Source organism: Pseudomonas sp. BNK-45 (assembly GCF_047456255.1).
In the GTDB taxonomy this organism is placed as follows: Bacteria; Pseudomonadota; Gammaproteobacteria; order Pseudomonadales; family Pseudomonadaceae; genus Aquipseudomonas.
Genome location: NZ_CP179909.1, coordinates 6,022,061 through 6,048,112 on the forward strand (window position 1 = coordinate 6,022,061; position 26,052 = coordinate 6,048,112).

A 26,052-nucleotide genomic window follows, 5' to 3' on the forward strand; every position below is an offset into this window, starting at 1 on the left:
CAGCGGCTACAGGATTGGCCTTACAACGGCGGCAGGCGCCACTCGATCGGCGTCTCGCCATTCTGCTCCAGGTACTTGTTGGTCCGGCTGAAGTGCCCGCAACCGAGGAAGCCACGGTAGGCCGACAGCGGCGACGGGTGCACCGAGGTCAGCACCAGGTGCTTGGTGGCGTCGATCAGTTTCTGCTTGCTCTGGGCATGGGCGCCCCACAGCAGGAACACCAGATGCGGCTGATGCTCGCTGACCACCTCGATGATCCGATCGGTGAAAAACTGCCAGCCCTTACCCGCGTGGGAGGCGGCGTTGGCCCGCTCCACGGTCATGGTGGTGTTGAGCATCAGCACGCCCTGGTCGGCCCAGCTTTGCAGGTAGCCGTGGTTGGGAATGTCGATGTTCAGGTCGCGCTTGAGCTCTTTATAGATGTTCACCAGCGACGGCGGCGCCGGCACTCCGGGCTGCACCGAGAAGCACAGGCCGTGGGCCTGGCCCGGTCCGTGGTACGGGTCCTGGCCGAGAATCACCACCTTGACCTTGTCCAGCGGCGTCGAGTTCAGGGCGTTGAAGATCATCGGTCCCGGCGGATAGATTTCCTTGCCGGCGGCATGTTCCCGGCGCAGGAACTCGCGAAGTTCGCTCATGTAGGGCTGCTCGAATTCGGCACGCAGGGCCTCCTTCCAGCTCGGTTCGAGTTTGATACGATCGTCAGCAGTCATGGCCAGGCCCGTGAAAAAACAATGGCCGCACCCTAGGAAAGCCGACTTCGCTTGTCAATTGATCTGACACGGAACCGGCACTTTCCCTACCAGCGATCATACTGATCGCTTCTATTGCTCCTCGAGGTCACGATGAACCTGCACGTCGAAGAACTCACTGGCAGCGATGGCGCCCGCATCGCCATTGCCACCCTGGACGCGGAAAAATCCCTGAACGCCCTGTCGCTGCCGATGATCCAGCAACTGAGCGAACGCCTCGACGCCTGGGCCAAGGACCCGCAAGTGGTCTGCGTGCTGTTGCGCGGCAACGGCGCCAAGGCCTTCTGTGCCGGTGGCGAAGTGCGCAGCCTGGCCCAGGCTTGCCTGGATCATCCGGGTGAAGTACCGGCCTTGGCCGGGCATTTTTTCGCTGCGGAATACCGTCTCGACTATCGCCTGCACACCTACCCCAAGCCGGTGATCTGCTGGGGCCACGGCTATGTACTGGGCGGCGGCATGGGCTTGCTCCAAGGGGCCGGCATCCGCATCGTCACCCCCAGCAGTCGCCTGGCGATGCCGGAAATCAGCATCGGCCTGTATCCCGATGTCGGCGCCAGCTGGTTCCTTTCACGGATGCCCGGCAAGCTCGGCCTGTTTCTCGGGCTCACCGGGGCCCATATGAATGGCCGCGATGCCCTGGACCTGGGCCTCGCCGACCGCTTCCTGCTGGATGAGCAACAGGAAACGCTGATCGAAGGCTTGCTGCAGTTGAACTGGCAGGAACAGACCCCGCGGCAGCTCAACAGCCTGCTCAAGGCCTTGCAGCACGAAGCCCTGGCGCAACTGCCCGACGCCCAGTGGCTGCCGCACCGGGCGCAGATCGACGAATGGCTGGATGTCAGTGACGTGGCCTGCGCCTGGCGCGCCGTCAGCCAGTTGCAGCATCACGACGATGCCCTCTACCAACGCGCGGCCCAGACCCTCACCCAGGGCTGCCCGCTGACGGCCCACCTGGTCTGGGAACAGATCCGCCGCGCCCGCTACCTGTCGCTGGCCGAGGTGTTCCAGATGGAGTACACCCTGAGCCTGAACTGCTGCCGGCATCCGGAGTTTGCCGAGGGCGTGCGTGCGCGCCTGATCGACAAGGATCATCAACCGCACTGGCATTGGGCGGATATCAATCAGGTGCCCGAGGCCGTGGTCGAAGCGCACTTCCACAAGGCCTGGGAAGGTCGCCATCCCCTGGCGGACCTGACGGATTACTAAAAAGCCCGTAGCCACCTGAGGCGGCTACGGGCTCCAGGCCCCGGCGCAATCAGTGGCCGCGCCCACCCCGTCCATGGTCGCCACGGCCACGCCCGCCGTGACCGCCCCAGTCCTGATTGCCACCGTTGTCGTTGTTCCAGTTGCCGTGGCGCTCATGCCCGCCCCAACCCTGCGCGGGATAAGGTCGGTAGCCCGCCCGGGGGACCTGGTAGTAACGCGGAGCCGGTGCGTAATAACGCGGCGCCGGCTGGTAGTAGCGTGGGGTGTAGTAGCTGCGTCCGGTCGAGTAATAGGAAGCGCCGCCACCGTAGTAATAGGCCGGTGCCGGGGCACTGTAGACCTCGGAGCTGTAGTAGCTTGAGCCTCCATCGTAATAAGGGACACACGCGCCAAGACTCAAACCCAGTAATGCAACAAGCAGAAGTCGACGATACATGGCGGCCTCCTGGACCGCGAAGAAGCCACGCCAGCGACGCTGGCAGGCGGCAATCAGCAACAGGCTGACTGACGCAATATCTGACCGCAAAAATGCCTTCTGGTGCGATTCTGGCAACACATTGATACAAGTCATGCGACCGCTGGTAGGCCCCCGCCCATGGCGTCTCAAGGCCTGGGCCGGCGGCGGTGCAAGAAGTGTTTGCAACGTATCAATGCCCAGACAATTCCGTGCGCTGTTGAACAAGTCATTTGTCCGCCGTGCCACTAGAATGCGTCATCGGGCCACTATCACGGAATCGCCATGCCGCTTCGTTCTCCCCTGTATTCGCAACGTTCGCTGGTGCTGGTCCTGATCACCCTGCTGGGCAGTGGCTTCCTCGCCACCTCCCTGCTCAGCTACTACGCCTCGCGGGATTCGATCCGCGACAACATCGTCAACACCGAACTGCCGCTGACTTCCGACACCGTGTATTCGGAAATCCAGAAGGACCTGGTACGGCCGGTGCTCATCTCCTCGATGATGGCCCGCGACACCTTCATGCGTGACTGGGTGGTGGCCGGCGAGCGCGACCCCAGCCAGATGACCCGCTACCTCAACGAGGTCATGACCCACTACGACGCCTACACCGCCTTCTTCGTCTCCAACACCAGCCTCACCTACTACCAGGCCAAGGGCGTGCTGAAGAAGATCAAGGTCGATGAGCCGCGGGACGCCTGGTACTTTCGCGTGCGCAATATGGCGACGCCCTACGAAATCAACGTCGACCCGGACCTGGCCAATCAGGACAAACTGACCTTCTTCATCAACTACAAGGTCTACGACTACCAGGACCGCTTCATCGGCGCCGCTGGCGTCGGCCTGACGGTGGACGCGGTGATCAAGCTGATCGACAAGTACCAGCAGCGCTACCAGCGCAGCGTGTACTTCGTCGACACCTTCGGGCGCATCGTGCTGACCGGTGCCGATGGCGGTCCCCAGGGTGCCCGCAGTGGCCAGTCCCTGCATGATCTGGCAAGCCTCAAGGAACTGATGGCCCAACTGCCCAAGCCCCACAGCGGCAGCTATGAATACTCGACCCAGGGCCAGGGGCATTTTCTCAATGTGCGCTTCATTCCCGAACTGAACTGGTACCTGTTCGTCGACAAGCGCGAAGACGGCGCCCTCAACGGCATCCGCCAGTCGCTGTACCTGAACCTGCTGATCTGCCTGGTGATCACCGCCATCGTGCTGATCCTGCTCAGCGGCGTGGTGCGCCGCTACCAGCGCAAGATCGAAACCCAGGCCACCCTCGACAGCCTGACCCGTCTGCCCAACCGTCGCGGTTTCGACCTGCTGGCGGCCCAGGCCCTGCAAGAGGCGCGACGCGACTTGACGCCGCTCTGCGCCCTGCTGCTGGACCTGGATCACTTCAAGCGCCTCAACGATACCTACGGCCACCTGGCCGGGGACCAGGTGCTCAGCGGCTTCGCCCGGGACCTGCAGGACTGCCTGCGCCAGTCCGATATCGTCTGTCGCTGGGGCGGCGAGGAGTTCATCGTCCTGCTCAAGGACACCGAGAGCGGGCCCGCCCTGCAGATCGCCGAAAAGATTCGTCTGCTGACCGAACGGCAACGCTACTACTATGAAGGGCAACCCCTGCAACTGACCGTCAGTATCGGCTTGACCGCCCTGCAACCGGCAGACACCCTGCACAGCATGCTGTCCCGTGCCGACCATGCGATGTATCGCGCCAAGCAAAGTGGACGTAATCGAACCTGCGTGGAAATGCCTCACTCCAGCCATGAATGAACCTGACCTTTGCCCGGCCTGCGGTGCCCGCAACGACTGCGCCCTGGCCGACCCACGCACGGCGGACCGAGCCTGCTGGTGCTACAGCGTGAGCATCGACCCGGCCATCATCGAGGCCCTGGCGCCCCAACTGCGCGACCGTGCCTGCCTGTGCCCGCGCTGCGCCGGGGTCGAGGCGCAGCTGCGCGCCGGCACCCTGCCCCGCTCCTGAAACCCGTCCCCGTCCACTGCCAGCGATTTCCCGCCATGCGCCTTGACCGTTTCCTCAGCAACCTGCCGCGCTTCAACCGCCAACAGGTGCGCCTGCTGCTAGTGCAGCGGCGCGTCCGCATCGACGGTCAGCCGGTCAGCGATCCCCGGGCCGAGGTCAGCGAATTCAGTCGGGTGGAGCTGGATGAGGAGGTGCTGCAGGCCGGCAAGCCGGCGCGCTACTTCATGCTGCACAAGCCCATGGGTTGCGTCAGTGCCACCCGCGATCCCGAGCACCGGACCGTGCTGGAGCTGATCCACGAGCCGCACCCGCAGGAGCTGCACATCGCCGGACGCCTGGACTACAACACCACCGGGCTGATGCTGATCACCAACGACGGCCAGTGGTCGCGACGCCTGACCCAGCCGCAGACCAAACTGCCCAAGCTCTACTACGTGGAAACCGAAGACGAGATTGGGCCCGAGTACATCCAGACCTTCGCCGAGGGCCTGTATTTTGCCTTCGAAGACCTCACCACCCTGCCCGCGCAGTTGCAGATCCTCGGTCCGCGCAGCGCCCGGCTGAGCATCGTCGAAGGGCGCTATCACCAGGTCAAACGCATGTTCGGCCACTTCAACAACAAGGTGCTGCGCCTGCATCGCGAACGCATGGGGCCGCTGCTACTGGACGAACGGCTGGCACCTGGCGAATACCGGCCCCTGAGCGCCGACGAAATCCGCCTGATCTGAAGTGCCCCCCCCTGCCCGGACGACCGCTGGGCAGAAGCTGTCGAACAATTTGTCCAATCGACTTGCAGGTTGCCGATTGCCCTGCTTGAATCACTCCGTCGGCCGAAATGTGACCGATGAGTCACGAACAGACATCTAAGAAACCTTTTGCCGGCCTGAGCCCTGCCTGCTCTGCATTTCCCCCGGCAAATCGCCCACCTATAACAACACCCGTCGACCTGCCTTACCGGATCGACATGGGCTCCCATTCCAGGCGTATGCCTACCTGTCACATTGCCCGTGCACACTCAGTGATGCGCGCATACCCGCTTGCCAGGAGTCTTATGACATGAGGCCAGAAATCGCTGTGCTGGATATACAGGGTCAGTATCGGGTTTACACGGAGTTCTATCGCGCAGATGCCGCAGACAAGACCATCATTCTGGTCAACGGCTCGATGGCCACTACTGCGTCCTTTGCGCAGACCGTGAAGAACCTGCACCCGCAGTTCAACGTGGTGCTCTACGACCAGCCCTACGCGGGCCGCTCCAAAGCCCACAACAAACACGAACGGATGCTCACCAAGGAAGTGGAGGGGCAGATCCTCCTGGAGTTGATCGAGCACTTCGCCGCCGAGCATGTGCTGTCGTTTTCCTGGGGTGGCGCCGCCGCCTTGCAGGCTCTGGCCCAGCGTCCACGGCGCATCGAGAAGGCGGTGATCAGCTCGTTCTCGCCGGTGATCAACGAGCCGATGCGCGATTATCTGGAGCGCGGTGTCGATTACCTCGGCAACCTCGACCGCCATCGCGTCGGCCACCTGGTCAACGACACCATCGGCAAGCACCTGCCCTCGCTGTTCAAGCGCTACAACTACCGCCACGTCAGCAGCCTGGCGGAGCACGAATACGGGCAGATGCACTTCCACATCAGCCATGTGCTCAACGGCGACCGGCAGTGCTACTTGCGAGCGGCGAAGAACATCCAGGTGCCAGTGCTGTTTCTCAACGGTGAGTGGGACGAGTACACCTCGGCCAATGACGCCAAGCTGTTCGCCGACCATGTGCAGCAAGCGAGCTTCAGCACCATCCAGGCCACCGGGCACTTTCTCGACATGGAACACAAGGCCGCCTGCCGCGACAGCCGCCAGGCATTGCTGGGATTCCTCAAGCCGGGTCAGTACGACGGTCGAACGCGCGCGCACTGCGTTCAGCATCAGCATGCACGGGCGATCTGACAGTGCATCGTCACCGGTGGGCCAGCCGCCCTTGAAAAACCCTGTTTTTCCTGGCGCATGGCCCACCTGCGGCGAACAGCGATGACACGCAAGCGCAGGTCAGATAAAGAAAAACTTCAAATCTGCAGCCACATCTGGTACAAAGTCAGCCGTTCGAGCGGGTGTCGTATAATGGCATTACTCCAGCTTCCCAAGCTGATAACGAGGGTTCGATTCCCTTCACCCGCTCCACTTCCCCAATCTGCCAGTCAGCGCAGATCCGCAAAGCAGTTTCCCCGTCGTTGAACTCAGGCGACCTCTTCTCTTCCAAGCTTCAAGCCTGACGACTCGAGCCCCAGCCCTGTACCTGGCTCGGCCGAACGGGTCGCCTCGATGGTCGTGCCCATCACTCTCGCTTTGCCCATGAATCCTCGCAGGGTACAGGCCGCCAATCGGGACGCTTCAGTTGGCCTTGGCCGGCGCTTGTGCTCCCGACGATCGGCACGCACAACGCACCCGGCGATAGCCCGGCCTGGCAAATTGGCTATGATATCCGGCCTGTTTCCCTGCCCCCCTGCCCGGCCATCGACGATACCTGCGTCGCGCCCTTCGAGGGACAAGCCCCTCAGCCGCTTCTTTTGCATGATTCGCCCGACATCACGGGCTGCACACGAACCTGAAGGAACTGCGACATGACCCAGAACATTTACGACGACCCGACTTTTTTTCAGGGCTACAGCCAGCTAGGGCGCTCCGTCGGCGGCCTGGATGCGGCGCCGGAATGGCCGGCCCTGCAAGCCCTGCTGCCACCGATGAAAGGCCTCAAGGTGCTGGACCTGGGCTGCGGTTATGGCTGGTTCAGCCGATGGGCAAGCGAACAAGGGGCCCAGCAGGTGCTGGGCCTGGACGTTTCGGAAAAGATGCTGGCGACTGCCCGCGCCAGCACCTCGGCGCCCCATATCGATTATCAGCGGGCCGACCTGGAACACCTGAGCCTGCCCAACTGCAGCTTCGACCTGGCCTACAGCTCCCTGGCCCTGCATTACATCAAGGACCTGCGCGGCCTGTTCGCCCAGGTCTACGCAGCCCTGGTGCCCGGGGCGCGCCTGGTGTTCTCCATCGAGCACCCGATCTTCATGGCTCCACGCAATCCGGGCTGGCAGGTGGATGACCAGGGCCGCAAGTCCTGGCCCCTGGACAGCTATCAGCAGGAAGGCGAACGGATCACCCATTGGCTGGCCGAGGGGGTGATCAAGCAGCACCGTACCCTGGGCACCCTGCTCAACACCCTGATCGCTACCGGGTTCAACATTCGCCACGTCGAGGAATGGGGACCGAGCGCCCAGCAAGTGCTGGCGCAACCCGCCCTGGAAGAAGAGCGCGAGCGACCGATGATGTTGCTGGTGGCCGCCCAGCGCTGAGGCGGCCGCCGTTGCGCGGCCACCTCGGCAGGAGGGTCCCGCGTGGCTAGAAGCCCTGCTGCAAGGGAAAGCGCCGGGCGCCACAGCGGGCGAGGAACTTTTCCTGGGCCATGGGCCGGGCCAGGAAGTAGCCCTGGGCCTCGTCGCAACCAAAGGCCCGCAGCATCTGCAGACATTTGAAACTCTCGATGCCCTCGGCCACGGTGCGGTAACCCAGTTCCCGGGCCAGGGCGATCACCGAGCGGGTGATCTTCTGGTGCTGGGCGCTGCTCTCAAGGTCGGTGACCATGGACTTGTCGAGCTTCACCACATTGGCCGGAATCTGGTGCAGGTAGGCGAAGTTGCTGTAGCCGGTGCCAAAGTCGTCGATGGCCACATCCATGCCCAGGCCGCGAATCTTGCTCAGCTGATCCAGCACCTTGGGATTGGAGCGCAGCCAGGCCCCTTCGGTGATTTCCACTTCCAGGCGCTGCGGGTCGATGCGATGACGCCGGCAGGCATCGCGCAGCACATCGGCAATGTCCTGATCCTCGAAATCCTGGGGCGAGAGGTTGATCGACAGACGCTGCACGTCGCTGGAACTCCAGCGGTGCAGGCGCTCCAGCACGGCATTGATCACCCAGTGGGTCACCCGGTGGATCAGCGCATTGCGCTCCATGACCGGAATGAACTCCGCCGGTGAAATCGGCCCCAGCCACGGATGATCCCAGCGGATTAGTGCCTCGGCGCTCACCTGAGCACCGTCGGGCAGGGCGAAGCGCGGCTGGAACATCAGGTAGATCTGCCCGCTGTCCAGGGCTTCGCTGATGTCCGAGGCGAGGTTGAAGGCCCGCCGATAGGCCTGGTCACGCACCACATCGTAGGGCGCCCAGGTGCTGCGGTTGAGGGTCGCCAGCTCCAGGGCGAACATCGCCTTGCGCAGCACGTCGGGCACAGCGTCGCGGTCCGTGGAAAATTCCACCGTGCCCGCGCACACCGCCGGAATCATCGGCAGTTCCAGGCCCGGCGGCTGACGGCGCAGACGCCGCACCAGCCCGTCCAGAAAGCGCTCGATCCCGGGGGCCGCCGGCAGCAGGAACCCGAAGCGCTTGACCGACACGTGGTACACCCGCACATGCCGCCCCAGGTAGGCGAGCAGTTGCTGGGCCAGGAAGCGCACGATGGTTTCGAACGGCGCCAGGCCCATGGCCAGGGTCAGCTCGTGGGCCACAGTCATGTCCACCGCATCCACCAGCACCAGCACGCGCCTTTCCCCCGGATTTTCGTCCGCCAGGTCGTACAGATCTCTCTGGAACTGTTCACGGTTGGGCAGGCAGCTCACCGGGTCGCGCCGGGTCAGGCGCTGACGCTGCTCGACCTGTTCCATCACCAGCGATGCCAAGTCGCGCAATTGCTGGCGCTCGGCGGCATTCAGGCGCTGGGGCTCTTTGTCGATGACGCACAGACTGCCAATCGCATGCCCGGTGGAAGTAATCAGCGGCGCGCCGGCATAAAAGCCGATGCCCGGATCATCAGTCACCAGGGGGTTGCGGTGAAAACGCACATCCTGGCGGGCGTCTTCCACCTCGAACACATCATCGGTTCTGATGGTGTAAGCGCAGAACGATTGCTCGATCGGGGTCTGTTCGACCGCGAACCCCACCCGCGACTTGAACCATTGCCGATCACGGTCCACCAGGGTGATCAACGCCGTGGGCACCTTGAAATACTCGGCAGCCAGCCGGCAGATGCGGTCGAAGCGCTCGCAACGGGCGGTATCCAGCAGTTCCAGGGCATACAGGGCAGCCAGGCGCTGCTCCTCGGCCAACGCCTTATCGGGCATATGCCGTCTCGGGCAGGATCAACACACTCATCAGAAACCTATCTCACCCACACGGGGATATAACGACGCCCGGAAAACCGGCCGAACCTTGAAGTAATGGCATTACGACATCCATCGACAGCATGACGCAGTGACTAGTGCTTGCCAATTCCATCCGTCGGACGAACGGTCGACGGCCAGCGCCCGAAGGCTGCGTTGAAACACTTGATCTAGAGCGATCCACCCTGGAAGGTAGCACCCAGCCAGGCCGTACTGCGACGCTACACCGCTGCCCTCTCCATCCGGAAAACCGCCCCATGCCAAGGCCTCATACGCTGCATCGTTGCCTGTACCTGTGGAGCGCGCTGGCCGTGTTCCTGCCGCTCCTTGCCCAGGCCGCCGAGCCCCTGCCCCCCAGCGCCGCCGACATTGCCTGGCTCAGGCGCGACGGCTTCGATCTGGACACCGCACAACTCCAGCGCCTGCGCCACCTGGGCCGCGACGGATTGCTCGAGGCGCAACTGCAGGATCGCCTGCGCGAGCCGTTGCCAGCGGCAATCGACGCCCTGCTGCGCAGCTACCCGGCCCTGAACGACTCGACCCCGGCCTTGCTGCAGGAGTTCAAGCAGCGCCAGGAACAGCTCAAGGCCATGCCCGACGGCGATGCCCGCAACCAGGCCAGGCAAGACCTTCGCCAGCGGGCCAACCAGCTCGCCGAGCAGACCCAGTCCGCAGTGCTGCTGCAAGCCATCTATGGCCCCAACCAGCTCAAGGAGCAGTTGGTGCTGTTCTGGCTCAATCACTTCAGCCTGTTCCAGGGCAAGGGCCAGGTGCGACTGCTGAGCGCCGACTACGTGAACGAGGCGATTCGCCCCCATGCCCTGGGCCGGTTCAAGGACCTGCTGCTGGCCACCCTGCAAAGCCCGGCGATGCTCGAATACCTCGACAACAGCCAGAACGCCAAGGGCCGGGTCAACGAAAACTACGCCCGTGAGCTGCTGGAGCTGCACAGCCTGGGCGTGGCGGCCGGCTACAGCCAGGAGGACGTGCAGCAACTGGCACTGATCCTGACCGGAGCCGGATTGGCGCCCCGAGACGGTCGCGAACAACATTGGCCCCGGTCCTTGCAGCCGCTGGTGGTGCAACAGGGATTGTTCCAGTTCAACCCCAGGCGCCATGACTTCAGCGACAAGCGCCTGCTCGGCCACACCATCAAGGGCAGCGGCTACGACGAGATCACCCAGGCCATCGACCTCATCACCCGGCAACCGGCCTGCGCCCAGTTCATCTCGCGCAAGCTGGCCCAGTACTTCGTCGCCGACGAACCGCCGGCGGCCCTGGTGGCCCGCATGGCCAAGACCTTCCGCGACAGCGACGGTGACATTGCCCAGGTCATGCGCACGCTGATGCAGTCGCCGGAGTTGCTGCAATCGACCGGCAAGAAATTCAAGGACCCACAGCAGTTCGTGGTGTCGGCGCTGCGCCTGACCTATGACGGCAAGCCTGTGGCCAACCCGCGGCCCCTGCTCAACTGGCTGAACCAGATGGGCCAGCCGGTGTTCGGCCGGATTACCCCCGACGGCTGGCCGCTGGTGGCCAGTGGCTGGTCGAGCTCCGGGCAAATGGCCAAGCGCTTTGAAATCGCCCGGGCCATAGGTTCGGGCAATAACCGGCTGTTCACCGCCGAAGGCAGCACGGTTCCGGGGCCGGGTTTTCCGATGATCACCACCCCGATGTATTACCAGGCGATCGCGCCTCACCTCTCCAGCGCCACCCGCAACGCCCTGGAGCAGGCCGTCTCGCCCCAGGAATGGAACACCTTCCTGTTGTCCTCGCCGGACTTCAACAACCGCTGAGCACGCGCCAAAGGGCTGCGCGCCACCTGACCGGGAACTGCCATGAATCGTCGCCAACTGCTGATTGCCGCGGCCGCCGCAGCCGCCCTGCCCGGCCTGTCGTTTTCCGCCCGGCTGTTCGCCGCACCGGCCGTCGCGCCGCGAACCCTGCTGGTGTTCCTGCGCGGCGGTTACGACTGCAACAACCTGCTGGTGCCCTACAGCAGCGACTTCTACTACGAGTCGCGCCCAAGCCTGGCAATCGCCCGCCCCGATGCGCACAACCCGCAAAGCGCCATCGCCCTGGACAGCCACTGGGGCCTGAACCCGGTGCTGCGGGACTCGCTGTACCCGCTGTGGCAGCGCAAGGAAATGGCCTTCGTGCCCTTCGCCGGCACCGACGACCTGTCCCGCAGCCACTTCGCAACCCAGGACAGCATCGAGGCCGGACAGCCGAGCCAGCCACGCCGGCGCTACGACTCGGGCTTTCTCGCGCGCCTGGTCCGGCAAGTGCCCGACAGCGCGCCGATGGCTTTCACCGATGCCCTGCCCCTGAGCTTCCAGGGTGGCCGGGACATTCCCAACCTGTCCCTGCGCAGTGCCGGCAAGGCGCCCTTCGATGCGCGCCAGGCAAACATTCTGTCGTCCATGTACCAGCACACGCCCTACGCCGCGGCGGCCAGCGACGGCCTGGCCTTGCGCCAGAAAGTCTCGCAGGAGCTGCAGCAAGAGATGCTCGCGGCCAATCGCGGGGCCGCCAATGCGCAGAGCTTCGCCACCCAGACCCGGCGCATGGCCAGCCTGATGCGCGAGCAATATCGCCTGGGTTTCGTCGATGTCGGCGGCTGGGATACCCACGTCAACCAGGGCAGTACCCAGGGCCCGCTGGCCAACAACCTGGCCAACCTCGGGCAAGGGCTGGCGGCCTATGCCGATGCCATGGGCGAGCACTGGAAGAACAGCCTGGTGATCGTGGTATCCGAATTCGGCCGAACCTTTCGCGAGAATGGCGCCAAGGGCACCGATCACGGCCACGGCACGGTGTACTGGGTGCTCGGCGGCGCTGTACGCGGTGGGCGCCTGGCCGGGGAGCAAGTGGCGGTGAATGCCCGGGGCCTGCTGCAGGACCGCGACTACCCGGTGCTCAACAACTACCGCGATCTGCTCGGGGGCTTGCTGGCCACGACCTGGGGGCTGACGGGCGCCCAGGTGCAGGAAGTGTTCCCCAACTCGCGGCCCAATGCCCTGGGGCTGGTCTGAAGCCTCGACCAGGCAGCCGGATAAACACGAAAAAAAAGAGCGATCCGAAGATCGCCCTCGCGGCTTGCCAGCCGATGCATCGGGCCACTGGCCGCGACAGTCGCTTGGCGATCTGCCGTGCATCCGCTGGAAGCCATTTGCCCCCTGTTACCGCCCCGCTCCTGCTTGGCGTGTTGCACTTTTTAACAGTTGGCCACTGTCTGTTTGCTGAACCCGGTGCAACCCGGCCCAGGACGCCTGAGCACCCCAGCGACCCGAAACCCTTGCCAAGCGGCGCAAAAAGCTCAAGCATGCGCCGCCCGCGCCCTGGGCGCCCCTCGCTCACGGAAGGAGCCGTACCTTGAAAAAACTGCTGTTCCTGCTCTCCCTCATCCTGTTGCTGATGCTCAATGTCGGTTACTACACCGAGCTGGAAGAGGCCGAAACCCACACCCGCTGGTTTCTCAAGCAAGCCCCGACCCTGCGCCTGGAGTTTTTCAACATCCACGCCAATGACGGCGATTACCGGCGCGTGGAAAAACTCAGCGACGAACAACGGCAGATGATCATCGACTACTGCAAATACCGCCTGGGCATCGACACCCAGGTCACCACCCAGGCCGACGTCGAGTGTTGCGCCAAGCTCTAGGACAACCCTTGGCGGGCACTCCAGGGCCCTCGCCCGCACCTTTGGTACTTGTCTCATGTTGGCCGGGCAAGCCCGCGCCTATGGTCGCTACAGCCCGGCTGCGGCCCGCCTCGCCTCCCGGGGTGGTATGGTGGCCGGCTGCCCTGCGTGTCGGGGCTCACTGGAGGAGCAATACGCTGAACGCCTGGTCGTGAAGCTTGAGGAGGTCACTGAAGAGATATGTGTAACGCCAAAGATATTTACACTGCGGGTTGGGTCCTGGTGGTCATGTCCGGGCTGGTGTCCCTGGTGATCCAGGTGTACCTGGGCTATTTCAGGCTCGATGACATGGTCAAGCACCTGGCTCGCTGCCGGGTCATCGCCATCCGCATGCCGCTCCTGGGCAAGGATCCCCTGAGCCGCTTCTTCATGCTGCTGTGCATCGGCGCCATGTTCGCCATGCCCCACCTGTTCCTGCGCAACGGCGGCCTGAACGTGAAGGACTACCGGAAATTCCCCCTGGGCCTGAAGTGCCTGATCAATCTGTTCCAGCTTGCGGCCCTGGCCGCCGCGATCGCCTTCCTGGTGCTGTGGTGGGTCAGCCGTCACCTCTGAGGGCCGTCATCGAGCATGGGGGCGCCGAACCACGGCGCCCCGCACTGGCATCCCCGCCTCAGCCGGCCGCCGTTTGCTGCCGGAAATCCTCACGGCTCATCGCAAAGAAGCGGCAAGGCAAGCCTTCAAAATCCGCATCGTGGGTGAAGCGAAAGCCGATCTTGCGCGCCACCGCCAACGACGCCTCGTTATCGACATGGGCATCGACGACTATCCGTTCCACGGCCGGGTCGGCAAACGCATGGGCGACAATCCGGCGTGCGGCCTCGCTGGCATAGCCTTGCCCCCAGGCCCGACGCACCAGGCGCCAGCCCATTTCCAGCTCCGGCCCGACTGCGTCGAAGGGAATGAAGGACACCCAGCCCAGCAATTCATCCGGCGCCTGCTTGGCGAAGATCGCCCAATAACCGCAGCGCGGGCCAAAGTCCTGGGTCATGCGCGAGCGCAGGAAATCCTGGTGCCATTGACCGCCGTCCCAGGTGCCCGGAATGAAGCGCGTGACTTCCGGATCCTGGTCCATGCGCAGGCAGGCCTGGAAATGCTCGAGGGTCCGTGGTCGCAGCAACAGCCTGGGGGTTTCAAGGTGCAGGTTCATCCGTGAGTGTCCAAGAAGAAAGGGCCGTCCATGAAATCGCATCGGACGAAAAAACAGAAGAGCCAACGCTGCATACACGTTTCGATCCGATTGTTCAGATAAGTCTGATTGAATGATAAAAATTCTCACATGAGAATCGCTTCCAAATAAATGGAGGTCTTTTCTCAATGTCCAGTCCTGCCCGCCCACATTCATGGAAGTTGTGGTCCACATCCCTTGGTTTGATGGCAATTGGCGAAGCCAGCCTGGCCGCCGACGCCGACAACACCGAGCCCCCGCAGACGGCTCCGGTGACCCTCGCGCCCACGGCGGTACAAGGTATTCACCCAGCCGGTTACAAGCGTGAAGCCTCGGACTCGGTGAAGTTCACCGCCCCGCTGCGCGAAACCCCGAAGTCGGTGACCATCATTACCGACACCCTGATGCAAGAGCGCGCCGTATCCAGCCTGACCGACGCCCTGCGCAACACACCGGGCATCACCTTTGGTGCAGGTGAAGGTGGCACACCGCTGGGCGACCGTCCGTTCATCCGCGGCTTCGAAGCCAGCACCGACATCATGATCGACGGCATTCGCGACGTCGGGCGCATGAACCACGAAGTGTTCAACTACGAGCAGATCGAAATCGTCAAAGGCCCGGGCTCGGCCTACTCGGGGCGTGGCTCCACCGGCGGCACCCTGAACCTGATCAGCAAGGTGCCGCAGGCGGAAACCTTCGCCACCGGCAGCCTGACCCTGGGCACCGATCAATTGCGCCGCAGCACCGTCGACCTCAACCAGTACCTGCCCGAACAGAACCTGGCGCTGCGCCTGAACGCCATGAAGCATGAGGCCGATACCCCCGGGCGCGATCATGTGCAAGTGTCGCGCTGGGGCGTGGCACCGAGCCTGAGCTTCGGCCTGAACACCGACACCCGCGCCACCTTGAGCTACTACCACCTGCAAAGCGATGACCTGCCCGACCAGGGTCACCCGGTGTCGGAAATCACCGGCAAGCCGATCAAGGTCGACCGTGACAACTTCTATGGTTTCACCCAGCGCGACTTCCGCAATACCTCGGCGGACCTCGCCACCCTGCAGCTGGAACACGACATCAATGACCACCTGACCCTGCGCAACACCACCCGTCAGGGCCGCAGCATGCAGGACTACGTCATGAGCCGGCCGATCGCCCTGGCGCCCCAGGAGCTGGCCAACCGGGTGCAACGCTCGGCGCGCGGGCGCAATGTGGTCAACAGCTCGCTGATCAACCAGACCGACATCTACGGCACCTTCGACACCGGCGCCATCGGCCACCGCTACAGCGCCGGCCTGGAATTCTCCCATGAACGCATCGATGTCAAGAACCGCTACGCCAGCTCCAGGAGCCTCAACCTCGGCGACCTGCATCATCCCAATCCCAAGGATCCGTTCACCCCGGTGCTGCGAGACGATGGCCAGCACACTGTCACCCGACACAACAACCGCGCTGTCTATGTGATGGACACCCTCGCCCTGCACGAGCAATGGGACCTGAACCTGGGCCTGCGCTACGACGCCTATCACGTCCGCGACCCGGCCCAAAGTAACCGCAGCAACCTGTGGAGCTACCAGAGCGGCATCGTCTTCAAACCCGTGCCCTACGGCAGCATCTACCTGGCCTACGGCACGTCCTTCAACCCTTCGGGCGAAACCGCCGGGCAATCAGGCAGGGCCGATGGTCCGGCGGGCGGCCGCTTGAGCAACCTGGCTCCAGAAAAGAGCCGCAGCCTCGAACTGGGCACCAAGTGGGACCTGCTCAACGAACGCCTGGCGCTGACCGCCGCCCTGTTCAAGACCGAAAAAGACAACGCCCGCACCTACGATCCGCTGACCGGCATCGCGACCCTGGACGGCAATGTCGAAGTCAAAGGCTTAGAAGTGGAAGCCACCGGTCACCTGACCGAGCGCTGGGAAGTGGTGGCCGGCTACACCCGCCTGGATGCCAGGGCGGTGAAATACGCCGCCGACGCCGAGTCCGTCCATAACGGCAATCAGCTGAAATTCATCGCCCCCAACAGTGGCTCGGTCTGGAGCACCTTCAAACTCACCGAGCGCTGGAAGGTCGGCGCCGGCGCCAACTACGTGGGCAAGCGCTACACCAACGATGAGAACACCCACAGCCTGGACGCCTACTGGCGCTACGACGCCATGACCGCTTACCGCGTGAACAAGAACCTGGACCTGCAGTTCAACGTGCTCAACCTCGCCGACAAGACCTACTACGACGCGTCCCACGTTGGCCTGTTTGCCACCGTCGCGCCGGGGCGTTCCGCCGAACTGGCGGCCAACCTGCGCTTCTGACCCGAGCCGCAGCACTTGGGGGGCGATGGACACTCCATCGCCCCCCAGAGCGTCATGGCAGCAAGGCCTGGATATCGTTCCACAGCGCCCGAGGAACCTGCACCCCCCGCTCCAGGCTGCGGGCCCGGGCCTCAAAACGCCGCTGCGACGGCAACCGCGCGCCCTGCTGGGCAATGGCCGCAAACAACCCTTCCGCCCGCTCCAGCCCGGCTTGATAGCCCTCCCCCAGAAACACCTGGGGATCGAACGCCAGCACCAGTTCGCCATGGCAAGGCGTGGCCCCGACACCCTCATCGAAGGCCATGGATTCGGCACTGGTCAGGTCGCCAATCAGCGCCCCGGCCAGCAGTTCGATCATCGCCGCCAGGGCCGAGCCCTTGTGCCCGCCAAAGGTGCGCATCGCCCCTTGCAAGGCGGCCCGTGCATCGGTGGTGGGCTCGCCGTCGGCGTCGATGGCCCAGTGCTCGGGAATCGGCTTGCCCTGACGCGCATGCAGCTCGATATCGCCCCGGGCAATGGCGCTGGTGGCGAAGTCGAAGACAAAGGGATTGCCCCCCGGCCGCGGCCAGGCAAAGGCCAGGGGGTTGGTGCCGAACACCGGGTGGCGCCCGCCGGCCGGGGCCACCCAGCTGTGGCTGGGGTTCATCGCCAGTCCCACCAGGCCGTTGGCGGCCATCGCCTCGACCTCCGGCCACAGCGCGGAAAAGTGGAAGCAGCGCTTGATCACCATCGCCGCGATGCCCTGGCTGCGGGCCTTGTCCGCCAGCAACGGCAAGCCGGTGTAAAAGCCCAGCAACGAGTAGCCGTAATGGGCATCCACCTCCAGCACCGCCGGCGAGATGTGCCGCAGGCTGGGTTCGGCACGCGGGTCGATCTTGCCCTCGCGCACCGAGCGTACGCAGCCCAGCAGGCGGTACACCCCATGGGAATGGCACTCGTCACGCTGGCCCTGGGTAATGACCTCGGCGATGACCCGGGCATGGGCGTCGGACAGGCCGTGATGGCTGAGAACCCGATACGCCAGGGCGTGGACGTCATCCAGGGACAGGCTGATGTGTTCAGACATGCTGCAACCTCTATGGCTGGTGGGGAACGCTCCTGTGGGAGAGTTTTTACCGATGGATTAAGCGAATGAAGGAGCAAGCGGGCCGACACTCCCCGGTGGAGCGCAGCCTCGCCTCAGGTCAAGCCGGTCACTGACCGTCGAGCAGTTGCGGCACCCGCCACGGATTGGCGCTGTGCAGCTCGGCCGGCAACAACGCCTCGGGCAGGTCCTGGTAGGCCACCGGGCGCAGGAAGCGCTGGATCGCCAGGCTGCCCACCGAGGTGCTGCGGCTGTCGGACGTGGCCGGGAACGGCCCGCCGTGGACCATGGCGTGAGCCACTTCGACGCCGGTGCCGAAACCGTTGGCCAGCAGGCGCCCGGCCTTGCTCTCCAGCAACGGCAACAAGGCCCGCACTTGCGGCTGATCGCCGTCGCTCAGGTGAACGGCGATGGTCAACTGGCCCTCCAGGCTCTGCAGGACCTGCTGCAAGGCAGCGACGTCCTCGCAGCGAACGATCAGCGAGGCCGGGCCAAAGACTTCCTCGCGCAATTCGCGGCACGCCATGAAGGCCGTGGCCGAGGTGGCGAACAGTGCCCCGCGCGCCTGCGGGCCCTGCCCTTCCGGGCCCAGGGCCAGGGTCTGCACCCGGGCATGCGCGGCGAGAATGGCCACGCCTTGGCAGTAGCTGCGGTAGATGCCCGGCGTGAGCATGGTCTGCGCCGCCACATGGCCCAGGGCCTCGGCGGCGGCCCGCTCAAAACGCTGCAACGCCGGTCCATCGACGGCCAGGATCAGCCCCGGGTTGGTGCAGAACTGCCCGGCGCCCAGGGTCAGCGAGGCAACGAACGCCGAGGCCATCGGCTCCGCGCATTCCTCCAGGGCATGGGGCAACAGCAGCACCGGGTTGATCGAACTCATCTCCGCATAGACCGGGATCGGTTCGGGGCGCGCCGCGGCGATCTGCATCAGCGCCATCCCGCCGCTGCGCGAGCCGGTGAAGCCCACGGCCTTGATCCGCGGATCCGCCACCAGCCCCTGGCCGATGCTGCGGCCACTGTCGAACAGCAGTGAAAACACGCCCTCGGGCATGCCCTGCTGCCGGGCCGCCCGAGCGATGGCCCGGGCCACCAGTTCCGAGGTCCCGGGGTGGGCCGAATGCGCCTTGACGATCACCGGGCAGCCCGCTGCCAGGGCCGAGGCGGTATCGCCACCGGCCACGGAAAAGGCCAGGGGAAAGTTCGACGCGCCGAACACCGCCACCGGCCCCAGGCCGATCTGCCGCAGGCGCAGGTCGACCCTGGGCAGGGGCTGGCGCGAAGGTTGCGCCGGATCGATCCGTACCCCGAGGAAGCCGCCATGGCGCACCACGGCGGCAAACAAGCGCAACTGGCCGACGGTACGTCCGCGCTCGCCCTCCAGGCGGGCGCGGGGCAGGCCGGTTTCCAGCTGGCAGCGCTCGATCAGCTCATCGCCCAGCTCAAGGATGTGGCTGGCGATACTCTCCAAAAATGCCGCTCGCTGCTCCAGCGGCAACTGCCGATAGGGCTCGAACGCCGCCTGGGCCAGGGCGCAGGCGCGCTCCAGGTCGGCCTGTTCGGCACCGCCAAAGGCCGGTTGCAGCAGCTCGCCGCTGGCGGCGGCCAGCCCGTGGATCCGCCCATTGGCGCCGAAGCTGGAGCGTTGGCCGATCAGCATCTGTCCAGTCACTGTCATGGCTTGCCTCGTCTGTTGGAAAATGCGCACGCTCACTCCACCTCATCGCCATCCAGCACCAGCTTGGCGCCGGGCACCCCGGTGTTGGCGCCCCAGGTGTAGATGCACAGGGCCATGAGGGTCACGGTCAGGGTGTCGAAAGGGTGAGCCAGGACGCCGATGCCGCCGAAGCTGCCCAGGTAGGAAATGACCATGGTCAGGGCATAGAAGGCGATCAGCCACAGCGACGAGCGCACCTGCTCGCCGATGCTCAGGTGGTCGGTCGGCACCAGGCGCCTGCACAGCAGGTAGATCACGAACATCAGGATCTGCAGTCCCAGCAGCCAGGACACCGTGCTCCAGCCGGACCAGTAGACGATCAGCGCCGCAATCACGAAGGACACCGGGCCGAGCAAGGCAAAACCGCGCACCCGGAACGGCCGCGGCATCTGCGGTGCGCTCTTGCGCAAGGCCGCGACACTGACCGGCGCCACCGCGTAGCTGAGCACCAGGGCCGCCGAGACCACGTTGATCAGCGCCTCCCACGAGGGAAACGGCAGGGTCCAGAACACCGACAGGCCGAAGGTCAGCCACAGCGCCGGGCGCGGGATGCCGGACTGCTCGTCGATACGGGTGAAGACCTTGAAGAAGGTCCCGGTGCGAGCCCAGCCATAGACCACCCGCGGCGTGGCGTTCATGTAGATGTTGCCGCAGCCGCTGGGGGAGATCACCGCATCGGCCACCACCAGATAGGCCAGCCAGCCGACCCCGAGGGTCAGGGCGATGTCGCGGTACGGCAGGGAAAATTCCTTGCTGATGCCGCTCCAGCCGTTGGCCAGCATCTCCGTGGGAATGCTGCCCAGGAAGGCCAACTGCAGCAGGCCGTAGATCAGGGTCGAGAGCAGCACCGAGAGAATCAGCGCGATGGGAATGGTGCGCTGCGGATTGCGCACTTCGCTGGCCACGGAAATGATCGGCGTCAGCCCCAGGTAGGCAAAGATGATGCCCCCGGCCGATACCGCCATCTCGATCCCCGACAGGCCGAACGGCGCAAAGCCCTGGATGTGGAAGTTGTCGGGCTTGAAGAAGGTGAACAGCACCACGATCACCAGCAAGGGCACGATGAACTTGAACAGGCTGATGAAGTTGTTGGACTTGGCGAAGGTCTTGACGCTGGAGTAGTTGAGCCAGAAGAACAGGCACAACAGGGCGAACTGCAGCAGCCAGCCGATGATCGTCGGGTTGCTGGAACCTTCGTGGGTCAATAGCGGGAACCAGGCCGCCGCATATTGCCGGGCCGCCACCACTTCGATGGCCACCAGGCTGGAAAAGGCGATCAGGGTGATGAAGCCCATCAGGTAGCCCAGCAGCGGGCCGTGGGAGAACACCGGGTAGCGCACCACGCCACCGGCCCGGGGCAGGGCCGCCCCCAGCTCGCAGTAGACGATGCCCAACAGCAGCACGGCGAAGCCACCCAGCAGCCAGGAAAAGATCCCGGCCGGCCCGGCAATCGCCGAAACGTGGCTGGCGGCGAACAGCCAGCCGGAACCGAAGATCGCACCCAGACCGATAAAGGTCAGGTCCACCAGAGAAAGTTGCTTCTTGAATTTGCCTTTGCCTGACATGGGGCTGCGCCTTTTTGGGGTTATTGGAATAGGCAGGTCGAATGTCACGTCGGCGGGGCCGCCCGACGCTTGCAGCACATGCGCTGTTGCGCAAGCGGGCGCCCCGCCCGGGGCGCCCGGCAAGGGATTACAGGCCGACGTCCGGCAGGCGCGGCCGCGTGGCCAGGGCCTTGGCGACTATGGCTTTGACTTCGGCCAGGGTTTCCCCTTGCAGCGCCAGACGCGGCGGCCGGGTGATGGACGAACCGCGGCCCACCAGCTCTTCGCAGAGCTTGATGCACTGCACCAGATCCGGCCGGGCGTCCAGGTGCAGCAGCGGCATGAACCAGCGATACAGGGCCAGGGCCTCCTCGAAGCGTTTGTCCCTGGCCAGGCGGAACAGCGTCTCGCCTTCCCTGGGGAAGGCCACCGACATGCCCGAGACCCAGCCCTCGGCGCCCACCGCGACGCTTTCCACCACCACGTCATCGAGCCCGGCAAACAGCACGTAACGATCGCCGACCGCGTTGCGCAGGTCGATGAAGCGCCGGGTGTCACCGGAGGAATCCTTGAAGCAGACGATGTTCTCGCAGTCCTGCAGGGCGATCAGCACCTCGGGGGTGACGTCGTTCTTGTAGATCGGCGGGTTGTTGTAAACCATCACCGGCAAATCGGTGCCGGTGGCCACGGCGCGAAAATGCGCCGCGGTTTCATGGGGCTTGGCCGAGTACACCAGCGCCGGCATCACCATCACCCCATCGGCCCCGGCCCTGGCGGCCTCGCGCACGGTGTTGCGGGCAAAGTCAGTGGTGAACTCGGCCACCCCGGCAATCACCGGCACCCGGCCGGCCGCGGCGTCCTTGGCGACTTCGATCACCGCGAGTTTCTCGGCGGTACTCAGGGAGGTGTTTTCCCCCACGGTGCCGCACACCACCAGGCCGGACACGCCATCGTCCACCAGCTTGCGCATGACCTGGTGAGTGGCCGGCAGATCGAGGGAGAAATCGGCTTTGAACTGAGTGGTCACGGCGGGGAATACACCGCTCCACTGGATGGCTTTACGGCTCATGGTCTTGTCCTTGTTTGAGGTCGGCCGGGCCGACTGGCGTTGGAGACGCTATCCAGAGTCGCCTTTTATCCCCCTTGCAGCTTGAAGCTTTTCACCCCCGCAGGAGACGAAATCGGCACATTCAGCGATCGCCTGCGCCGTACCTCCCCGAGCCCGGGTACGCACCGGCGACTGTGCCGATTTCGTCATCCGCGCCAGGGAAAACCCACAAGCGGCAGCCCCCTCGCCAGGGCCACTCTGTAGCTCTTTCCCCGCAGGTGCCGCCATGAAAAAAATAACCGTGATCGACTCCCACACCGGGGGTGAACCCACCCGTCTGGTCATCGACGGCTTTCCCGACCTGGGCCGGGGCTCCATGGCCGAGCGCCTGCAAACCCTGCGCAACGACCACGATCAATGGCGCCGCGCCTGCGTCCTCGAACCCCGGGGCAGCGACGTACTGGTGGGCGCCCTGCTCTGCGCGCCCCAGGCCAGCGATGCCTGCGCCGGCGTGATCTTCTTCAACAACAGCGGCTACCTGGGCATGTGCGGCCACGGCACCATCGGCCTGGTGCGCTCGCTGTACCACCTGGGGCGCATCGACTGCGGCGTGCACCGCATCGAAACCCCGGTGGGCACGGTGCAGGCCACCCTGCATGACGACCTGTCGGTGAGCGTGCGCAATGTGCCCGCCTATCGCTACCGCAGGCAGGTGGCGCTGCAGGTGCCGGGGCACGGCACGCTGCACGGCGACATTGCCTGGGGCGGCAACTGGTTCTTCCTGATCAGCGATCATGGCCAGCGCCTGGCCCTGGACAATGTCGAAGCCCTGACCCATTACACCTGGAGCGTGCGCGCGGCCCTGGAAGCCGCCGGAATTACCGGCGCCGGGGGCGGGATCATCGACCACATCGAACTGTTCGCCGACGACCCGCAAGCCGACAGCCGCAACTTCGTACTCTGTCCGGGCAAGGCCTACGACCGCTCTCCCTGCGGCACCGGCACCAGTGCCAAGCTGGCCTGCCTGGCCGCGGACGGCAAGCTCGCCCCGGGCCAGACCTGGCGCCAGGCCAGCGTCATCGGCAGCCAGTTCAGCGCCCACTACGAAGTGGTCGGCGACCGGATCATTCCCACCCTGCGCGGCAGTGCCCATATCAGCGCCGAAGCCACCCTGCTGCTGGACGACAGCGACCCGTTCGCCTGGGGCATCGGCTCGTGAAGGTGCAGGCCGAGGCCGATGTGATCGTGGTCGGCGCCGGCATCATCGGCGCCGCCTGCGCCCACGAACTGGCCCGCCGCGGTCTGCGGGTGCAGGTACTGGACGACGCCCGTGGCGGCGCCACCGCAGCCGGCATGGGGCATCTGGTGGCCATGGACGACAACCCTGCGGAGCTGGCCCTGAGTCACTACTCCATCGGCCTCTGGCGCCAGTTGCGTGCCCATCTGCCCGAGGCCTGCGCCCACCGCAATTGCGGCACCCTGTGGCTGGCCGCCGACCGCGCGGAAATGGACCTGGCCCGGACCAAGCAGCAGACCCTGGCCGCACAGGGCGTCACCAGCCAACTGCTCGATGGCCCGGCACTGGCGGCCCTGGAACCGATGCTGCGCCAGGGCCTGGGCGGTGCCCTGCAAGTCCCCGGCGACGGCATCCTCTACGCCCCGGCCACCGCCCGCTGGCTGCTCGACAGCCAGCCGCTGATCCGCTGTCTGCGTGCCCGGGTCCGCAGCGTCGCCGGCAACCGGCTGGAACTCGACGATGGCCGGGTGCTGCAGGCGCCCCAGGTGCTGCTGGCCAACGGCTACGGCGCCCGGGAGCTGCTGGCGGAACTGCCCTTGCGACCGAAGAAGGGCCACCTGCTGATCACCGACCGCTACCCGCAGCAGGTGGGGCATCAATTGGTGGAGCTGGGCTATGCCGCCAGCGCCCACGCCAGCAACGGCACCTCGGTGGCGTTCAATGTCCAGCCACGCCCCACCGGGCAACTGCTGATCGGCTCGTCCCGACAGTTCGACACCCTGGAGCCCGAGGTCGAGCCCCAGGTGCTGGCACCGATGCTGCGGCGCGCGGTGGAGTACCTGCCAGCACTGGCGCAGCTCAACGGCATCCGCGCCTGGACCGGCTTTCGCGCCGCCACGCCCGACGGCCTGCCGATCCTCGGCGAACACCCGCAACAGCCGGGGCTGTGGCTGGCGGTCGGCCATGAAGGGCTGGGGGTGACCACCGCCCCCGGCAGCGCACGGCTGCTGGTGCAGCAGATGTTCGGCGAATGCCCGGCGCTCGATCCGCGACCTTATCTGCCCGGGCGCTTCGCCCCCCTGACTGGAGAGTCCCCATGATCATCTACCTGGATCGACAGGCACTGGCCGTGCGCCCCGGCCTCACGGTCGCCGCCGCCGTGGCCGCCAGCGGCGACCCGCGGACCCGCACCGCCTGCAACGGCGGGCCACGGGCGCCGTTCTGCGGCATGGGCATCTGCCAGGAATGCCGGATGAGCATCGACGGCCTGCGCCAACTGGCCTGCCAGACCCTGTGCCAGGACGGCATGCAGGTGGAGCGCAGCCAATGAACCCCCGGCGCCTGCGCTGCCAGATACTGATTGTCGGCAGCGGCCCGGCAGGGCTGGCCGCGGCCCGGGCCGCCAGCCACAGCGCCCGCTCGATCGTGCTCATCGACGACAACCCGCGCCCCGGCGGCCAGATCTGGCGCCAGGGTCCGACGCCGCCGGCCGCGGACGAACGCTTCAAGGTTGTGCAGCACCCGGCGGTGCGGTACCTCGGCGCCACCCGCGTGATCGCCGCCCTGAGCTCCCACAGCCTGCTGCTGGAGGATGCCCGCCAGGCCTGGCAGCTGGACTTCGAACAGCTGATCCTGTGCTGCGGCGCCCAGGAACTGCTGCTGCCTTTTCCCGGCTGGACCCTGCCCGGGGTCACCGGCGCCGGAGGCCTGCAGGCCCTTGTGAAAAACGGCCTGCCCCTGCAGGGAAAAACCCTGGTGATCGCCGGCAGCGGCCCCTTGCTGCTGGCCACCGCCGCCACCGCACGCCAGGCCGGGGCGCGGGTGCTGCGGGTGCTGGAACAGGCGCCCACCGCGGCGGTGCTGGGGTTCGCCAGCCAACTGTGGCGCTGGCCGACCAAGCTGATCCAGGCCATGCAACTGCTCACCCCGGCCTACCGCTGCAACGCCCACGTGGTGGAGGCCCTGGGCGACCAGCACCTGCAACGGGTACGCATCCGCCAGGGCCGGCACCTCAGTGAACTGCCCTGCGACTACCTGGCCTGCGGCTTCGGCCTGGTGCCCAACACCCGACTGGCCAGCCACCTGGGCTGTCGCCTGGAGCAGGGGGCCATCGCCGTCGACCCGCAACAACGCAGCAGCCTGCCCCAGGTCCTGGCCGCCGGTGAATGCACCGGCATCGGTGGCAGCGAACTGGCCTTGATCGAAGGCGAGATTGCCGGCTGCGTGGCCAGCGGCCAGCGTGCCCGGGCCGCCACGCTGATCGACCGCCGCCGGCACTGGCAGGACTTTGCCGCACGGCTGCAACGGCACTTCGAACTGCAACCGCAGATCCTGCAACTGGCCCGCCCCGATACCCTGCTCTGCCGGTGCGAAGATGTGCCCTATGCGGCCGTGGCCGGCGCGGCGGACTGGAGCAGCGCCAAGCTGCACAGCCGGTGCGGCATGGGCGCCTGCCAGGGCCGGGTCTGCGCCAGCGCCGCCCGGCGCCTGTTCGACTGGCCCGAGGTGGCGCCGCGTTCGCCCCTGGTGCCGGCCCGGGTCGCCACCCTTATGCTCGACGCCCGCCCGCCGGACGCGGCAGACTAAAAACCGGCACCGGCCCGGGTCGGCACGCAGCCCCCGGCCCTTTGCCGGCCCTGGCTTTAGCGACACAG

23 protein-coding genes and 1 tRNA gene are annotated in these 26,052 nt (G+C 65.4%); 16 read left to right on the top strand and 8 right to left on the bottom strand.

Going from position 1 to position 26,052, the window contains the following annotated elements; all coding sequences use genetic code 11:
- Positions 1 to 20: 20 nt before the first annotated feature.
- Complete coding sequence (gene ung / locus ACMGG8_RS27295) at positions 21 to 713, bottom strand: uracil-DNA glycosylase (RefSeq protein ID WP_060837982.1); 693 nt, start codon at positions 711 to 713, stop codon at positions 21 to 23.
- A gap of 132 nt (positions 714 to 845) precedes the next feature.
- On the opposite strand from ung, the gene ACMGG8_RS27300 reads away from it, so the two are divergent.
- Entirely contained in the window at positions 846 to 1,958 is a 1,113-nt protein-coding gene (locus ACMGG8_RS27300; protein WP_414158759.1) for an enoyl-CoA hydratase/isomerase family protein, read from the top strand.
- Positions 1,959 to 2,007: 49 nt separating this feature from the next.
- Here ACMGG8_RS27300 and ACMGG8_RS27305 read toward each other — a convergent pair whose 3' ends face one another.
- Positions 2,008 to 2,394: a hypothetical protein gene (locus tag ACMGG8_RS27305; RefSeq protein ID WP_082729322.1), complete on the bottom strand. Its 387-nt coding sequence runs from the start codon at positions 2,392 to 2,394 to the stop codon at positions 2,008 to 2,010.
- 303 nt (positions 2,395 to 2,697) lie between these two features.
- On the opposite strand from ACMGG8_RS27305, the gene ACMGG8_RS27310 reads away from it, so the two are divergent.
- The 6 genes from ACMGG8_RS27310 (at position 2,698) to ACMGG8_RS27335 (ending at position 7,737) form a co-directional block, all read left to right on the top strand.
- On the top strand, positions 2,698 to 4,185 hold the full coding sequence (locus ACMGG8_RS27310; protein WP_414158760.1) for a diguanylate cyclase: 1,488 nt from the start codon (positions 2,698 to 2,700) through the stop codon (positions 4,183 to 4,185).
- Positions 4,178 to 4,396, top strand: coding sequence for a cysteine-rich CWC family protein (locus ACMGG8_RS27315; RefSeq protein ID WP_060842727.1), 219 nt, complete (start codon positions 4,178 to 4,180; stop codon positions 4,394 to 4,396). Before ACMGG8_RS27310 ends, ACMGG8_RS27315 begins: the two co-directional genes overlap by 8 nt.
- A 35-nt stretch (positions 4,397 to 4,431) precedes the next feature.
- Positions 4,432 to 5,124 carry a pseudouridine synthase gene (locus ACMGG8_RS27320; protein WP_108544664.1) on the top strand — a complete coding sequence of 231 codons (693 nt, stop codon included), beginning with the start codon at positions 4,432 to 4,434 and terminating at the stop codon, positions 5,122 to 5,124.
- 328 nt (positions 5,125 to 5,452) lie between these two features.
- Positions 5,453 to 6,337, top strand: a complete 885-nt coding sequence (locus tag ACMGG8_RS27325; protein WP_060837977.1) for an alpha/beta fold hydrolase — start codon at positions 5,453 to 5,455, stop codon at positions 6,335 to 6,337.
- Positions 6,338 to 6,494: 157 nt separating this feature from the next.
- Positions 6,495 to 6,568 (top strand) — tRNA-Gly (locus ACMGG8_RS27330).
- 440 nt (positions 6,569 to 7,008) lie between these two features.
- The gene (locus ACMGG8_RS27335; protein ID WP_060842725.1) at positions 7,009 to 7,737 is read left to right on the top strand and encodes a class I SAM-dependent methyltransferase; all 729 of its coding nucleotides are present in this window, start codon (positions 7,009 to 7,011) and stop codon (positions 7,735 to 7,737) included.
- Between the two features lie 46 nt (positions 7,738 to 7,783).
- On the opposite strand, the gene ACMGG8_RS27340 is transcribed toward ACMGG8_RS27335, so the two are convergent.
- Positions 7,784 to 9,559 (bottom strand): EAL domain-containing protein, encoded by a 1,776-nt coding sequence (locus ACMGG8_RS27340; RefSeq protein ID WP_060837975.1) that lies wholly within the window; start codon positions 9,557 to 9,559, stop codon positions 7,784 to 7,786.
- Between the two features lie 296 nt (positions 9,560 to 9,855).
- Between ACMGG8_RS27340 and ACMGG8_RS27345 the strand changes: the two genes are divergently transcribed.
- From ACMGG8_RS27345 to ACMGG8_RS27360, 4 genes are all read left to right on the top strand, one after another.
- Positions 9,856 to 11,394 (top strand): DUF1800 domain-containing protein, encoded by a 1,539-nt coding sequence (locus ACMGG8_RS27345; RefSeq protein WP_414158761.1) that lies wholly within the window; start codon positions 9,856 to 9,858, stop codon positions 11,392 to 11,394.
- 42 nt (positions 11,395 to 11,436) lie between these two features.
- Complete coding sequence (locus ACMGG8_RS27350) at positions 11,437 to 12,633, top strand: DUF1501 domain-containing protein (protein WP_414158762.1); 1,197 nt, start codon at positions 11,437 to 11,439, stop codon at positions 12,631 to 12,633.
- Positions 12,634 to 12,973: 340 nt separating this feature from the next.
- Positions 12,974 to 13,261, top strand: a complete 288-nt coding sequence (locus tag ACMGG8_RS27355; RefSeq protein ID WP_414158763.1) for a hypothetical protein — start codon at positions 12,974 to 12,976, stop codon at positions 13,259 to 13,261.
- Positions 13,262 to 13,480: 219 nt separating this feature from the next.
- Entirely contained in the window at positions 13,481 to 13,855 is a 375-nt protein-coding gene (locus ACMGG8_RS27360; protein WP_060837972.1) for a hypothetical protein, read from the top strand.
- Between the two features lie 58 nt (positions 13,856 to 13,913).
- On the opposite strand, the gene ACMGG8_RS27365 is transcribed toward ACMGG8_RS27360, so the two are convergent.
- Entirely contained in the window at positions 13,914 to 14,450 is a 537-nt protein-coding gene (locus ACMGG8_RS27365) for a GNAT family N-acetyltransferase (protein ID WP_060842723.1), read from the bottom strand.
- Positions 14,451 to 14,674: 224 nt separating this feature from the next.
- Between ACMGG8_RS27365 and ACMGG8_RS27370 the strand changes: the two genes are divergently transcribed.
- Entirely contained in the window at positions 14,675 to 16,771 is a 2,097-nt protein-coding gene (locus ACMGG8_RS27370) for a TonB-dependent receptor (protein ID WP_414158764.1), read from the top strand.
- Between the two features lie 52 nt (positions 16,772 to 16,823).
- Here the strand turns inward: ACMGG8_RS27370 and ACMGG8_RS27375 are convergent, their stop codons facing one another.
- The 4 genes from ACMGG8_RS27375 to ACMGG8_RS27390 form a co-directional block, all read right to left on the bottom strand.
- Complete coding sequence (locus tag ACMGG8_RS27375) at positions 16,824 to 17,837, bottom strand: Ldh family oxidoreductase (RefSeq protein ID WP_414158765.1); 1,014 nt, start codon at positions 17,835 to 17,837, stop codon at positions 16,824 to 16,826.
- 127 nt (positions 17,838 to 17,964) lie between these two features.
- The gene (locus tag ACMGG8_RS27380; protein ID WP_414158766.1) at positions 17,965 to 19,530 is read right to left on the bottom strand and encodes an aldehyde dehydrogenase (NADP(+)); all 1,566 of its coding nucleotides are present in this window, start codon (positions 19,528 to 19,530) and stop codon (positions 17,965 to 17,967) included.
- A 32-nt stretch (positions 19,531 to 19,562) separates the two neighbouring features.
- Positions 19,563 to 21,134, bottom strand: coding sequence for an APC family permease (locus ACMGG8_RS27385; RefSeq protein WP_060842719.1), 1,572 nt, complete (start codon positions 21,132 to 21,134; stop codon positions 19,563 to 19,565).
- 127 nt (positions 21,135 to 21,261) lie between these two features.
- Complete coding sequence (locus tag ACMGG8_RS27390) at positions 21,262 to 22,182, bottom strand: dihydrodipicolinate synthase family protein (RefSeq protein ID WP_414158767.1); 921 nt, start codon at positions 22,180 to 22,182, stop codon at positions 21,262 to 21,264.
- Positions 22,183 to 22,447: 265 nt separating this feature from the next.
- On the opposite strand from ACMGG8_RS27390, the gene ACMGG8_RS27395 reads away from it, so the two are divergent.
- The 4 genes from ACMGG8_RS27395 to ACMGG8_RS27410 are packed head-to-tail and all read left to right on the top strand — an operon-like array spanning position 22,448 to position 25,984.
- Positions 22,448 to 23,380 carry a 4-hydroxyproline epimerase gene (locus ACMGG8_RS27395; RefSeq protein ID WP_414158768.1) on the top strand — a complete coding sequence of 311 codons (933 nt, stop codon included), beginning with the start codon at positions 22,448 to 22,450 and terminating at the stop codon, positions 23,378 to 23,380.
- Positions 23,377 to 24,498: an NAD(P)/FAD-dependent oxidoreductase gene (locus tag ACMGG8_RS27400; protein ID WP_414158769.1), complete on the top strand. Its 1,122-nt coding sequence runs from the start codon at positions 23,377 to 23,379 to the stop codon at positions 24,496 to 24,498. The genes ACMGG8_RS27395 and ACMGG8_RS27400 overlap by 4 nt, the downstream gene beginning before the upstream one ends.
- On the top strand, positions 24,495 to 24,728 hold the full coding sequence (locus ACMGG8_RS27405) for a 2Fe-2S iron-sulfur cluster-binding protein (protein ID WP_060842715.1): 234 nt from the start codon (positions 24,495 to 24,497) through the stop codon (positions 24,726 to 24,728). Before ACMGG8_RS27400 ends, ACMGG8_RS27405 begins: the two co-directional genes overlap by 4 nt.
- A complete protein-coding gene (locus tag ACMGG8_RS27410) occupies positions 24,725 to 25,984 on the top strand; it encodes an FAD-dependent oxidoreductase (protein ID WP_414158770.1) in 1,260 nt (419 codons plus the stop codon). Before ACMGG8_RS27405 ends, ACMGG8_RS27410 begins: the two co-directional genes overlap by 4 nt.
- Positions 25,985 to 26,052: the final 68 nt, after the last annotated feature.